Origin of the sequence: Streptomyces sp. NPDC058985 (assembly GCF_042740985.1) — a bacterium.
In the GTDB taxonomy this organism is placed as follows: Bacteria; Actinomycetota; Actinomycetes; order Streptomycetales; family Streptomycetaceae; genus Streptomyces.
The window spans coordinates 63,526-76,510 of sequence record NZ_JBHYJX010000010.1 but is presented as its reverse complement, the minus strand read 5'-3'; the positions used below and the strand labels follow the sequence as shown (position 1 = coordinate 76,510).

9 protein-coding genes and 1 pseudogene are annotated in these 12,985 nt (G+C 66.8%); 6 read left to right on the top strand and 4 right to left on the bottom strand.

The genetic code is table 11. From position 1 onward, the window contains the following. Positions 1 to 123: 123 nt before the first annotated feature. The 4 genes and pseudogenes from ACFW01_RS12030 to ACFW01_RS12015 form a co-directional block, all read left to right on the top strand. Entirely contained in the window at positions 124 to 1,074 is a 951-nt protein-coding gene (locus tag ACFW01_RS12030; RefSeq protein WP_384503263.1) for an alpha/beta hydrolase, read from the top strand. A gap of 199 nt (positions 1,075 to 1,273) precedes the next feature. Beyond that, positions 1,274 to 1,993, top strand: coding sequence for an alpha/beta fold hydrolase (locus ACFW01_RS12025; protein WP_383625414.1), 720 nt, complete (start codon positions 1,274 to 1,276; stop codon positions 1,991 to 1,993). Between the two features lie 419 nt (positions 1,994 to 2,412). Then, on the top strand, positions 2,413 to 2,754 hold the full coding sequence (locus ACFW01_RS12020; protein ID WP_384503261.1) for a hypothetical protein: 342 nt from the start codon (positions 2,413 to 2,415) through the stop codon (positions 2,752 to 2,754). 634 nt (positions 2,755 to 3,388) lie between these two features. Next, positions 3,389 to 3,808: pseudogene (locus tag ACFW01_RS12015) on the top strand (IS5 family transposase); the annotation flags it as partial. On the opposite strand, the gene ACFW01_RS12010 reads toward ACFW01_RS12015, so the two are convergent. From ACFW01_RS12010 to ACFW01_RS12000, 3 genes are all read right to left on the bottom strand, one after another. Further along, positions 3,798 to 4,154 carry a hypothetical protein gene (locus ACFW01_RS12010; protein ID WP_384503259.1) on the bottom strand — a complete coding sequence of 119 codons (357 nt, stop codon included), beginning with the start codon at positions 4,152 to 4,154 and terminating at the stop codon, positions 3,798 to 3,800. The pseudogene ACFW01_RS12015 and the gene ACFW01_RS12010 sit on opposite strands and share 11 nt — an antisense overlap. Positions 4,155 to 5,617: 1,463 nt before the next feature. After that, positions 5,618 to 7,036: a sugar porter family MFS transporter gene (locus ACFW01_RS12005; RefSeq protein ID WP_384503257.1), complete on the bottom strand. Its 1,419-nt coding sequence runs from the start codon at positions 7,034 to 7,036 to the stop codon at positions 5,618 to 5,620. Between the two features lie 476 nt (positions 7,037 to 7,512). Next, complete coding sequence (locus ACFW01_RS12000) at positions 7,513 to 7,935, bottom strand: OsmC family protein (RefSeq protein WP_186780184.1); 423 nt, start codon at positions 7,933 to 7,935, stop codon at positions 7,513 to 7,515. Between the two features lie 325 nt (positions 7,936 to 8,260). Here ACFW01_RS12000 and ACFW01_RS11995 point away from each other — a divergent pair, with 325 nt between their 5' ends. Further along, a complete protein-coding gene (locus tag ACFW01_RS11995; protein ID WP_384503254.1) occupies positions 8,261 to 8,953 on the top strand; it encodes a sigma-70 family RNA polymerase sigma factor in 693 nt (230 codons plus the stop codon). Between the two features lie 93 nt (positions 8,954 to 9,046). Beyond that, positions 9,047 to 9,799, top strand: a complete 753-nt coding sequence (locus tag ACFW01_RS11990; protein ID WP_384503252.1) for an SDR family oxidoreductase — start codon at positions 9,047 to 9,049, stop codon at positions 9,797 to 9,799. 163 nt (positions 9,800 to 9,962) lie between these two features. On the opposite strand, the gene ACFW01_RS11985 is transcribed toward ACFW01_RS11990, so the two are convergent. Next, complete coding sequence (locus tag ACFW01_RS11985) at positions 9,963 to 12,704, bottom strand: AAA family ATPase (RefSeq protein WP_383626958.1); 2,742 nt, start codon at positions 12,702 to 12,704, stop codon at positions 9,963 to 9,965. Positions 12,705 to 12,985 lie beyond the last annotated feature (281 nt).

The window sequence follows — 12,985 nt, the reverse complement described above, 5'->3', positions numbered from 1 at the left end:
CAGAACATGTCCCAGACCGTCGCTGATATCCGTCAGTTTCGCTCGGTGCGTCACGCTTCGACCTCTGGCCCGGTCTTATTGGGTGCAAGCCCTTCTCCATGACCGACTCCGAGGACACACACCATGAGCGACATCACCCTCGAACCCGCCGCACAGGAATTCGCCAACGCGACCGCCAAGCCGCCGCTGCTGTACGAACTCGGCGTCGACGGTGCCCGCAAGCTGCTGGACGACGTCCAGGCACAGCCCGTCGAAAAGCTCGACGTGGACGAGAAGTGGACCGCCGTCCCCGCCCAAGTCGGTGAGGTGAGGGTGCGCATCATCAAGCCGGTCGGCAGCACGGGCGCACTGCCCGTGATCCTCTACATGCACGGCGGCGGCTGGATCCTCGGCAACGCCGGTACCCACGACCGCCTGGTGCGCGAGCTGGCCGTGGGCGCGCAGGCCGCCCTGGTCTTCGTCGAGTACGACCGCTCCCCGGAGGCGAAGTACCCCGTCGCCATCGAGCAGGCGTACGCCACCGCTCAGTGGATCACAGCCAAGGGCGAGGAAGAGGGCCTCGACGGCTCCCGCATGGTCGTCGCTGGCGACTCCGTCGGTGGCAACATGAGTGCTGCCCTCACCCACATGGCCAAGCAGCGTGGTGACGTGACCTTCCTGCACCAGTCTCTGTACTACCCCGTCACCGATGCGGCTCAGGACACCGAGAGCTACAAGACCTTCGCCCACGGCCCCCACCTGACCGCCAAGGCGATGGAGTGGTTCTGGGACGCCTACACCACCGATCCGGCCGAACGCGCTCAGATCACCGCGTCTCCTCTGCGGGCGACCCTCGAAGGCCTCCAGGCTCTGCCCCCGGCGTTCGTCGTCGTCGACCAGAACGACGTCCTGCGCGATGAGGGCGAGGCTTACGCCAGCAAGCTGGTCCAGGCCGGCGTGCCGACCGTCAGTGTGCGCTACAACGCCAGCCTGCACGACTTCATGATGCTGAACCCGGTGCGAGGTACCCAGGCCTCAAGCGCGGCAATCGAGCAAGCCGTCCACGTGCTGCGCAAGGCGCTGGGAACCGACTGATCCACCTCGGCGCGGCACCCCGGGAAGCCCCGAACACAGGCCGGGACTTCACTTCCCGGGCAGCAAAGCACGCGATACGCCAGAACAGCGAATCGGAGATCCGTTCCCGGCACTGCCGCAAGTCGGAACCGTGAAATTCGGCATGCAGCACCCCGTTCGATGACGCGCGTATTTCGCTAGTAAATGAAAGGTCTCTGCCATGAATGCGCAGAATCCCACCATCGTTCTCGTCCATGGTGCGTTCGCCGACTCCTCCAGCTGGAATGGCGTCGTCGAGAAACTGCAGTCCCACGACTATCCGGTCGTAGCCGCGAGCAACCCGCTGCGCGGACTTGCCGACGACGCCGAGTACGTCAGGCAACTGGTGGCCTCAATCGGGGGTCCCGTCGTGCTCGTCGGCCACTCCTACGGCGGCTCGGTCATCAGCAGCGCCGCTAAGGGGCTCACCAACGTCAAGGCGCTGGTCTTCGTCGCGGCCTTCCTGCCCGACGAGGGCGAGAGCGCGATCGCACTCTCCGGAAAGTTTCCAGGAAGCACCCTCGGTGAGGCGCTCCGTCCAGTACCGGTCACACTGCCCAACGGCAGTCAGGTCGCGGATCTCTACATCGAAACGAGCAAGTTCCACCAGCAGTTCGCCGCCGACGTACCCATGGGAACAGCCGCGATCATGGCCGCCACGCAGCGGCCCGTGACCGACGCCGCGCTGGCGGAAGGCGGCGCTGCCCCGGCATGGAGGGACGTCCCGTCGTGGGCCCTCGTGGCCACCGAAGACCGGAACATCCCGCCTCGGACGCAGACCTTCATGGCCGAGCGGGCGGACGCCACTGTGATCAACGTTCCCGCCTCTCACGCGGTCAGTGTCTCCCGTCCCCAGGACGTCGCGCGCCTGATCAACGAGGCGGCCCAGGCCACCGTCTGAGCGGCCGGCACCCGCGCCGCGTCGGCGGGGCGGGTGCCCACTCGGATTCTCACTCGACAACCCGACGTACGTCATAAGCCACGAGGCTGCCAGCGGGTTCAAACTCGCCAAGGGGGCCGCGCTGTCAAGACATCGGTTGGGTGCAGGAACAACGGATGACGGGGATGCCCAATTTCAGGCATCAGACTGCCTCAGACAGCCGGGTCATCTTGTTGTACTCACGCCCGAATGGTGTGGTGGTGCCGCCTCGGCTCAGACACAGTTTGTCCGGCCGAGCGCGCCCCTCCTTCTCTTGGACAGCGTGTGTACATACGGATCGCAACTTGGGACGACCTACACGGGTAGGAGCCACTGCGCGATGTCTCATCCGGCAAGCCGGGCCCAAGGACGGAAACTGGTCACTGACTCTGGAGTACACCATGGACACGGAGAAACAGGCCGCTCGTGGGCTGGTCGACATAGAAGCCTTTCTCTATCGGGAGGCTCAACTCAGGGCGGCTCGTCAACGCGTGGCGGACTTCACCGCGAGAGCGGATGGACTGTCCTTCGAACAGAGGCGGCGCATCGAACTGTGGTATCTCGAGGAGCAGCAGTATGTGGCCCACATGGTGACGGAACACATCGCCGACAGCCTTAACGCTGCCGAGGAGGTACACCGCATCCGGTTCGGGCGATGGCTGCGCGGAACGTTGATCGGCATGGTCCTGATTACTGTGGCGGCGTGCGTGTGTACGGCCGTCGTGGTGGGGACGGTGCGCTGATCCCCGATCCCGCGGCGAACGCTGCCGACGGCGCTCGACGGCGGGTGTCCCCTCGCCGCCGCGTCCTGAACGATTCGGCAGACTCCACGCGGTCACGGTACTGGCTGCCTGAGCGGGATGGCGTACGGCTATGTGGTGTAGGGAGTCGCGGCGGCTCAGTGCGCGGGTTCCACTCCTCAGACCTTGCCCGTAACTGCTGGTCATGGGAGACCCACCTGATCGCTTGGGCTGGTTCAGCTGACGACGTGAACTGTTCCGCGAGTGTCTCGTGGCCCTCATTCGTCGGCCGCCAAGCGTTGTCAGCGCCTCGGGGTAGGGTGCGAGCTTTCGGCCGGACGGAGAGCGAGAGTGACTCGCGGCCATGGGGGATGGACGGGTCCTCGGCATCCAGCCCCCGGGGGGCTGGACTGGTGCCCTCACCCCACAACTCTGCCCACCTGCGCGTGCCATTTGAAGCACCGGACGCGGGGACGACCTTGTCGTGTGGTGTGATCGCGGCGTAGGAGCCTCCCTGGACAACACCGTTTCACCGGGCCGAGCCCGTGGCAGTGCCGCAACTTGATCACCTCGGCTCGGCGCTCGCTACGGCCTCGACGCCGAGTGGGGCGAGCACACCGACGCCCGCACCACTTGGCGCAGCCTGATCTGCGACCGCAACGGACTGCCGCTGTCCCTGGGTATCTCCGGCGCGAACATGCACGACAGCCAGGGCCTGGAGCCGCTCATCCGGGGCATCCCGCCCATCCGCTCCTGCCGCGGGCCCCGCCGCCGGCGCCCGGCGAAACTGCACGCCGACAAAGGATACGACTACGACCACCTGCGCCGATGGCTCCGCGAGCGCGGCATCCGCCACCGCATCGCCCGCAAGGGCATCGAGTCCTCGAAACGGCTGGGCCGGCACCGTTGGGTGGTCGAGCGAACCGTGTCCTGGCTGGCCGGCTGCCGAAGGCTCCATCGTCGTTACGAGCGCAAGGCCGAGCACTTCCTCGCCTTCGTCGGCATAGCAGCGACTCTGATCGGCTACCGCCGCCTGAACACCCTGCTCACGGCCTGAGCCGGTCCTGCTGCACGTCGAAGCAGACCAGCCCCATGGACTGCGCGACGGCTGCTGCGTAGGCCGACGCCTCCTCGGCCATACTCCACCGCATGGGGAAGTAGATCAGCGGACCACTGGCTTCGTCGATCAACGGCCCAGTCGACCAAGGAGAGGTGTCATCGTCGTCCTCGGTGAGGTCGCACCACCGCTCAAGCAGCGCGGCGACGTAGGCCGCGATGCGTTCGGACGGAGGCTCTTCCACCTCGCTGTCGATGTAGCGGTCGTACAGGTCGCTGAAGACTCGGCCGGAGGTCTTGTCATCCACCGGCCTCTCGCCTTCCCAGACAGCAAGGTCGTAGCTCATGGCCGGAGGCTCTCATGCCGCTCTGACAGCCATAAGAAACGACGTCTTAGGGGTAAGAACCTTCGCGGCTGGCGCCGGCGTCACAACCGGAACCACTCCAACATCCGCAGCCTCGGCGAACGTGCCATGGCGATCCTCAAGTGCTGGCGACTCCTGTGGAAGCTCCGCTAGAGCACCGCCCGAATCACCGCGGTCGTCCGAGCCGTCGTCATCCGCGAACTCGTCAGCTGATCAAGATGGAAAAGGCACTGTTGTCACGGAGGCATACGTCCAGGCGTCTCCACGCTAGGCCTCCTGGAACTGTGCGACCTGGTCAATCACCTGGGCGCCCTTTCGCTCCGTTCACTCGATCACATCCGGTTCCTCGACGCTACGTGAGCCAAGGCGCCGACCGCCGCATCGTCTCTCGGCGAGCGATCGCCGTCGCCACGGATCACTCAGGACGGCAGCTGTGAAGTTGTCGGGCTGCTCGGCTTCGCCTGGTAGTGGCATGACGCCGATGGCGGCGGACGGGTACTCATGGCCTTGCCCGATATGCTGATGGTTCGACGCAGTCGGCGCTGTTTCTGGTCTACTCATGGATTGGTTACCGTCCCTCTTCCCAGGGACACGAGCGTTTGCAGTGTCGACCGACTGGTCGTGACGTCGCTATTGAGGTTGGTTCCTCTCAACGCAGCCTCTTGAAGGCCGGCTGACACCAGGTTCGCGCGAAGAGACAGTCCAGCGCGCCCTTGGCAATCCGTGGGCGAGTCCGTAGTCGCACTAGGGGATGGCTCTGGCGGAGGTACGGACACGTATGTGAAGCAAAGACGCGGCCTCGCAGGTCTGAACCTTGCTCCGGTGCGTCACCGCACTGCGCTGCGCGCCGGATCCAAGCGGGCGCGGTCAACCCAAGTCAGCCAGGCCGACGCGCCCAGTTTCGAAGACGTGCGAGGACGGTGCCTCGGGTACTCGTGGTATGGCCGCCAAAGATCAAGTGAGGGAAAGGGCACCTGATGGCCGACGCCCCCGGTCTACTGATGGGGCCGCCCTCGTCACAGCGCACGTGCACGACATCAGTAGGGTGCTCCAGCGTGCATCACGGCGCTGATCGGGATTGATGGCGCTTCCGGCGGCGCATCGAGGAAGGACGGACGGCGGAGCAGAAAGTGCTCGGCACAGGTCTACCGGTAGTCAGTCGGGCGGTGGCATGCGGCGACTGCAGGCTCGCCCTTGTTGGCCCCCAGCCTGCGACCCTCCGCGTTCACCAGCTGCGGAGTACGGGGAGAAACGCGCTTGCGCGGCTGACCTTGCCTCCGACACTGACGTGCTGAAGCTCGGACATCTACCCTGCGGAGACACCAGCAGTCGGACATGCTGCCGCCTCCGTCCGCGCCGTACGCGGACGGAGGCGGCAGCGTACGAGGAGCGGGCAGCGGGGACTTGGCCCGGCTCCTCGAGTCGGTGCGGTCTCAGGAGGAGGCTCAACCCATCTCTTCCAGGGCCTTGCCCTTGGTCTCCTTCACGAACTTGAGCACGAAGGGGATGGAGAGGGCGGCGAAGATCGTGTAGATCACGTAGGTGCCGGAGAGGTTCCAGTCGGCCAGTGACGGGAAGCTCGCGGTGATGGCCCAGTTGGCGATCCACTGTGCGGAGGCGGCCACGCCCAGGGCGGCGGCGCGGATGCGGTTGGGGAACATCTCGCCGAGGAAGACCCAGACGACCACACCCCAGGACAGGGCGAAGAAGAGGACGAAGACGTGGGCGGCGATCAGGGCGATCCAGCCCTGGGTGGCCGGGAGCTTGCCGTCGACCAGGTTGAAGGAGAAGGCCCAGGCCTCCAGTGCCAGTCCGATCACCATGCCGACGGAGCCGATCAGGGCGAGCGGCTTGCGGCCGACGCGGTCCACGAAGATCATCGCGATCACGGTGCCGATGATGTTGATGATCGACGTCGTGAACGAGTAGAAGAACGAGTCGGCGGGGTTGACGCCGACCGACTGCCACAGCGTCGAGGAGTAGTAGAACGCGACGTTGATGCCGACGAACTGCTGGAAGACCGACAGGCCGATGCCGATCCAGACGATCGGCTTGAAGAAGAAGCTGCCGCCCAGGAGGTCCTTGAAGGAGGACTTCTCCTCGCGGTGCATGGCGTGCTCGATCTCGGTGACGCGGGCGTCGAAGTCGACGTCCTTGCCCTCGACCTCTTCGAGGATCTGCTTGGCGCGCTCGTGCTTGCCCACCGAGATCAGGAAGCGGGGGGACTCGGGGATGGCGAAGGACAGCAGGCCGTAGAGCACGGCCGGGATCACCATGACGCCGAGCATGACCTGCCAGGCCTCCAGGCCCATCAGCTCGCCGCGCTGGTCGCCGCCGGCGGCGTTCAGCAGGCCCCAGTTGACCAGCTGCGACACGGCGATGCCGATGACGATCGCGGCCTGCTGGAAGGAGGCGAGCCGGCCGCGGTAGGCGGGCGGGGAGACCTCGGCGATGTAGGCGGGGCCGATCACGGAGGCCATGCCGATGGCGAAGCCGCCGATGATGCGCCACATGGCGAGGTCCCACAGCGCGAAGGGCAGTGCGGAGCCGACGGCGCTGACGGTGAAGAGGACCGCCGCGATCTGCATGCAGCGGATGCGGCCGATGCGGTCGGCGATGCGGCCGGCGGTGGCCGCGCCGATGGCGCAGCCGATCAGTGCGACGGCGATGACCTGGGCCAGCACCGCGGAGCCGACGTCGTAGCGGTCCCGGATGGCCTCGACGGCGCCGTTGATCACGGAACTGTCGTAGCCGAACAGGAAACCGCCCATCGCGGCCGCCGCCGCGATGAAGATGACGTGCCCGAGATGATCGGGGTGAGCCGTCCTGGCTCCTGGATTGGGTGCCTGCGATGTGCTGGCCACGTGTACTCCTTCGACTGCCGGCAACGCTGCCGGGGCGGTTCGCCTTCGACTGATGGGAACGGAAGGCCAAGGCAAGATCTCAACGAGAGCGCGGTGGTGTATCGGCTCCTCAAGGAGACACGCGCGGCCAGCCAAGCTGTCGGCCTCTTGAGCCGATGTGCTGCCTGGGCATGACCCGACTCAAGCCCTTGAAATGGGGTTCTCACGCATAAGACCGTTTTCGAACACCTGGTGTGACACGGTCTTCCGACGACAAGAGGAGGATGAGACCCGTAGATGCCGCGATGGAGTCAATCAGCGAGATCAACGCGACGAGATGGCAACTACAGTGCCTCATGTTCGGCAGGCTGAACGATGGCAGGCGTCCCGGGACAGGCCGTGCCCGATTCCACGGGGGTGAGCTGTGGCAGGGGAGCGCCCTTGCCACGCTGCTGACCGACCGCCCCCTTCATCGGGCAGCCCCAACCAGGGGAGGGTCACGCAGAGAGGGGACCGGTGGAGGCCTCTTCCGGTTCTACCAACAGGGCGGGCACTGTGACGATGGTGGTCTGCCTGGTCAGCAGGCGGTGCACAGGGCAGCGTCCGGCAGCAGCCAGCAGCTGTTCGCGCTGGGTCGGTTCCAGATCGCCGGTCAGACCGATGTTCTTGATGATGCGTCCCTGCGCGCCGAAGCGCACGGCCACGTCGATGCGGTCGAGTGGCCAGCCGTGCCGGTCCGCCAGGGCCCGTACGGCCATGGAAGTGCAGGACCCGAGCGCGGCCAGGATCAGTTCTCCGGGGGTGGGACCCAGGTCGGCGCTCAGAGGTTCGGGTTCGTCGGCAGTCAGCGTGTGGGTGCCGATCGCGATGGAACGAGTGAGCCGCTTGCCATCGGCAACGGTCACGAGACGTGTGGTCATGGGCCTTCCTCTCTCTGGCAAGGTGAGGGAGGGCTGTTTGGCACCGTCCCTTCCTGAGCAGTGACCGGTCGGCGCGCACCGGTGTGACAGTTGACTCCCGGGCGTCAGGCCAAAACTCTTGCTCGTCGTGGCTGCGTCCCGCGCCCGGACTGGCCCGTTCTCGGGCTTCTTGGGCCCCGTGGCGTAGTGCGGCGCCACGGGATGCCCTACGGCATCACTACGTACTAGCCCACGGGTTCTCAGTGGTTCGGTCGCCGCGTATCGGCGCGAGGTTGGTCTCAGCAGCACTCCCAAGCTGCTGTCCCACCCAGCGGAGGAGCCGACCGTGGACACGTACCTGATGGAGACCAGGGACTCGTCGGTGGCGAGCGGTGCGGCGGCCCCGCTCATCGATGATCTGGAGGACGCGGCGTCCCTGTTCTTGCAGGACCGGCCGGCGCTGCTCAAGATCGCCTATCGCATTCTCGGCAACGCGAGCGAAGCCGAGGACGTGGTCCAAGAGGTGTGGCTGCGCCTGCAGCGCACCGACCGTGCAGTGGTGCATAGCCCGTCGGCGCTACTGCGAACGATTACCGTCCGGATGGCGATCAACGCGGGCCAGTCGGCTCGACGGCGCCGGGAGTGCTCCGCCACCCCATGGCTGCCGGAATCGCCGGACCCCGAGAGCACACCGGAGGCGGTGGCCGAGCGGCAGGACGCGGTGGAGCGGGCCAGCGTCCTCATGCTGGAGACGCTGACACCTCGGCAGCGTGCTGCGTTCGTCCTCAGGGAAGGGTTCGGCTACCCGTACGATCAGATCGCCGGACTCCTGTGCCTCAGCGTTGTCAACGCGCGACAACAGGTCGCACGTGCACAGCAGCGTCTCGGCGCAGGGCGTCGGCGTCAGCCAGTGGACTCCGTCACGCACCGCCGGTTCGTACAGGCGCTGCTCGCCGCTGCACAGGCAGGTGACCTGAACCGTCTGGAACGCTTCCTCGTCAGCGACACCGGCGGACGGCCCGGAAGCCTGTCTACGTGACAACCGTGCTGGACGCACTCGTGTCACAGACAGAGCGCCTGTCCTGTCTGTTTGGCGGAGCCGGGACTCCCGGCGGGTACGAGGAGGAACCGCATGCAGGTGGCCGTAGCCGGAGGGACCGGCGTGGTCGGGAATCATGTCGTCGCCAAACTGCGGAATGCAGGGCATCAGCCCGTGATTCTTGCCCGCTCACACGGCGTGGATCTGACCACAGGTGTCGGGCTGGGGGAGAAGGTATCGGGCTGTGACGCTGTGATCGATGTCGTGAACATCGTCACGACACGTAGAAAGGCCGCCGTCAACTTCTTCTCCCGGACCACGAGCAACCTGCTTGAGGCCGCCCGGTCGAACAAAATACGGCATATGATCACGCTATCGATCGTTAGTAGCGAAGAGGTCGATTTCGGGTACTACTTCGGCAAGCGTGCGCAGGAAGGGCTGCTCCGCAGCGGAGGCGTTCCTTGGACACTGCTTCGGGCCACCCAGTTCTTCGAGTTCCCCCAACCCCTGCTGGACAACCGGTCCCCGGTGGTCCTGATGCCCAGGATGCTGTGCCGGCCTGTCGCGGCCCAGGATGTCGCTGAACAGCTTGTTGAACACGTGACCCGCACTCCCTCGGGAAGGACACGGGACCTTGCGGGACCCGAGCAGCTGAACATGGTGGACATGGCACGCCGTATCGCGCGCGTTCAAGGTCGGCACCGACTCGTTGTGCCGCTGTCATTGCCGGGCGAGGTGGGCAGAGCCATGTCGGGAGGGGGCTTGCTGCCACGTGGCGACTACGCCCAGGGCCGACGGACGTTCAGCAATTACCTTGCGACCCTGGGACGGTCAACCGGTCAGTGATCCTGTTCGTTCTGCCTTTGACGTAGGGCAGCGCCCGAGGGCATCCAGTAGGCCATGAGTGGATGTGGACGTCGGGCGTGGCCGTACCTTCCGAACGCACGACTGCCTTGACCACGCCGGTGATGCCGTTGCTGCGGCTGTCCGACGCTGCAACCTGTACCAGTTAGAGCGCCGTGCGCAGGAGACGGCGAGAGGCGATGCCGAGCTTGGCATACACCTTCCGCAGGTGCCATTCCACCGTGTGAGTACTGAGGAACAACTGGGCGCCGATCTCGGAGTTGGTGAGCCCGTCCCGGGCCAGATGCGCAATCTGGGTTTCCTGTGCGGTGAGGGTTGGGGCGGCGACGCTGGTGCGCGGTGCCACCGACTCGCCAGTGGCCTGCAGTTCCCGGACCGTGCGCTCCGTGAAGGCGTTGGCTCCGAACCGTGTGAACAGAGCATGCGCCTCACGCAGTTGTTTCCGGGCGTCAACGCGTCGGTTCTCCCGGCGCAGCCACTCTCCGTACAACAGATGGGCCCGGGCCAGTTCCGCTCCGACTCGGGTACGTTTGAGCCGCTCGACCGCCTCGCGGTACAGGTCATCGGCTTGGTCCCCGTGGCTGAGCAGCGCGCGGGAACGTGCCTGGACACCCAGCGACCAGTCCGTGGCCGCCGCGTCCGTCGTCCGGGCCAGCCGGACCATTGCAGCCTCGGCCGCCTCCTGCCGGCCGCTGCGCACCGCTGCCTCCACCAGTTCGACCAGCCCCCAGTTGGCCGCGACCAGGTCCTGCGGATACGCACTTGCCTGCTCAGCCGCAGCAAACGCCTCCTCGTAGCGGCCCATAGAGTTGTGGAGCACGGCTTTGGCCCGCTGTGCGATGGCCACACCGATGCCCTCGCCGCGGTCAACGGCTTCGTCCGTACTGGTCGCGATCAGTGAGGACGCCTCGGCCGCGTGCCCCTGCCAGGCGGCGAGGGTCATCGTGCCATAGGGCACGAAGCCGCTGCCGGCGGCTTCCTGGACCCTGCTGACCTCCGCGATGAGCAGCTCCGCCGCGTTCAGTTCTCCGGCGCACGTGTGGACGACCACCCGCGAGTTGAGCGCGAGCGGCAGCTCGGCTAGCGCGCCGACGTCGCGAGCCGTCCCCACATGACGAGTCGCCAGGTCCGTCCAGCCCTCGTCGTCCCACACCTCGGCCGCCAGCGCCGACGCCAGCCACGACCAGCGCAGAATCTCCTCAGAGTCGGTCTCCCGGCGGAGCGCGCGCACCGCGTCACGGGATACGGCGACCGCCTCGCGGTATCCACTGGTGAACCGAGTGGCCAGGGCCTCCAGGAGCAGATCGGCGTTGCGCGGCGGCCTCGTACCGGACGGTGACGTCTTCTGCGCCGCCGCTGCCACCTCGTGCACCGTCGTACCAGTGGCGAGGCGCCCGGCGAACATGGCGGCTGACACGGTGTCCAGGAAGGTTTCGCGGGCCAGGCCGACGTCCAGCGGCACCAGGCGTCGCGCAGCATCCAGCAGAAGGGGGAGGGCCTCGTTGCCGCGGCTTCCGGTGAAGGCGATCTGCGCTTGGAGAAGGTCCACGCTGGCGTGACCCAGTTCGTCCAGGGCTCCGCTCCTGGCGAGGGCGAGCAGATCGCGTGCCGCGGCGGGCGCACCGGCGCGAAGCTTTGCCCGGGCGGCAGCGAGGGCACGTGTCGCTTTGCGCCGCGGCTGTGGGCTCAATACGGCTGCATGGGCGAGGAACGCCGCAGCTGCGGCGGTGCCGCCCCGTGCGAGTGCCCGCTCGGCCGATGTCTCCAGCTCAGCGGCGATCGTCTCGTCGGGGCGCACCGTTGCCCGCGCCAGATGCCATGCGCGGCGGTCGGGGTCAACGACGGGATCGGTTACTTCCGCAAGGACACGGTGGGTCTCCCGCAGGTCCGCGAGCCCGGCAGACCGGTAGACAGCGGAGCGCAGGAGCGGATGCCGAAAGCGCACCAGAGCGGCGATGTCGAGCAGTCCCGCCTTCACTGCGGGATCGGCCGCGCCGGGATCGATGTGCAGTTGCTCCGCTGCGCGCCACAGCAGGTGCACGTCGCCGATCGGCTCGGCGGCGGCGGTCAGCAGCAGTCGCTGTGTCGCCGACGGCAGTGCGCGGACCCGCTGCATATAACTCCGCTCGATGCTGCCGGTCACCGGTCCGGGGGCAGACCGCCCGAGCCCGTCGGCTGGTTCCGTCTCGCCACGGCCGTGGGGGAGTTCCAGCAGCGCCAAGGGGTTGCCGCGCGCTTCGGCGAGGATGCGGTCGCGGATGCGCTCGTCTGTCGGACCTCCAGCCGCCGAATCCAGCAGTGCCTGGGCATCGACGTCGTTCAGGCCGCCGAGTGTTAGTTGCGGCAGCCCGGCGAACTCGTCCCGTCCCCGGTGTTCACGGGAGGCGAAGACCAGCGCCAGCGGTTCGGCGAGCATCCGTCGCGCCACGAACGCCAGCGTCTGGGCGGATACTCGGTCGAGCCACTGTGCGTCGTCTACCAGGCAGAACAGCGGCCTCTCGTTGGCCACCTCGGTCAGCAGGCCGAGCACAGCCAGACCGACCAAGAACCGGTCCGGCGGAGGGCCTGCGCTCAGTCCGAAGGCCGTAGCCAGCGCTTCTCGCTGTGGTGGCGGAAGGGAAGGGGCGCGTCCGAGGAAGGGAGCACACAGCTGGTGCAGCCCCGCGAAGGGAAGCTCCATCTCCGACTCGGCGCCCGCCCCGCGGGCGACGCGATGCCTGATGACGCGTGCTGCCAGGTGATCGAGCAGCGCCGACTTGCCGATGCCAGCCTCACCGCGCAGGACGAGTACGGCGCTCCGCCCGGCCTCCACCCCCAAGACGAGCTCTTCGAGGGCATCGCACTCGTGGTGTCTGCCGCGCAGCCGCTCTCTACCGTCTCCGCTCACTTGCTCCCCCTCGGGCACGGGGGGAGCATAACAACACCGTGGGCGGATGGACCTGCGGAGTGAAGTAGGAGGACAGATTCCTTTTTGGGGGCCCTCACCTGCATGTTTCCTTCGTTTGGCCCATGCGGGAGCGGCTCTCGTGCGGGCCGGAGACGGCTGTCCGACTACGTGGTGCACCCCCCACGGGGAAAAGGGCCAGGGCGTGCGCCACAAGCTGACGGGCTTGTGGCGGGTGGTCCGATCCCCTTTTGACTCCCGGAGACCGGGCTTGGCAGTCGCGT

Bases quoted from the DNA above. Each gene is read 5' to 3' on its own strand.
- ACFW01_RS12030 (WP_384503263.1), top strand. From the start codon at position 124: ATGAGCGACATCACCCTCGAACCCGCCGCACAGGAATTCGCCAACGCG.
- ACFW01_RS12025 (WP_383625414.1), top strand. From the start codon at position 1,274: ATGAATGCGCAGAATCCCACCATCGTTCTCGTCCATGGTGCGTTCGCC.
- ACFW01_RS12020 (WP_384503261.1), top strand. From the start codon at position 2,413: ATGGACACGGAGAAACAGGCCGCTCGTGGGCTGGTCGACATAGAAGCC.
- ACFW01_RS12010 (WP_384503259.1), bottom strand. From the start codon at position 4,154: ATGAGCTACGACCTTGCTGTCTGGGAAGGCGAGAGGCCGGTGGATGAC.
- ACFW01_RS12000 (WP_186780184.1), bottom strand. From the start codon at position 7,935: ATGACCACACGTCTCGTGACCGTTGCCGATGGCAAGCGGCTCACTCGT.
- ACFW01_RS11990 (WP_384503252.1), top strand. From the start codon at position 9,047: ATGCAGGTGGCCGTAGCCGGAGGGACCGGCGTGGTCGGGAATCATGTC.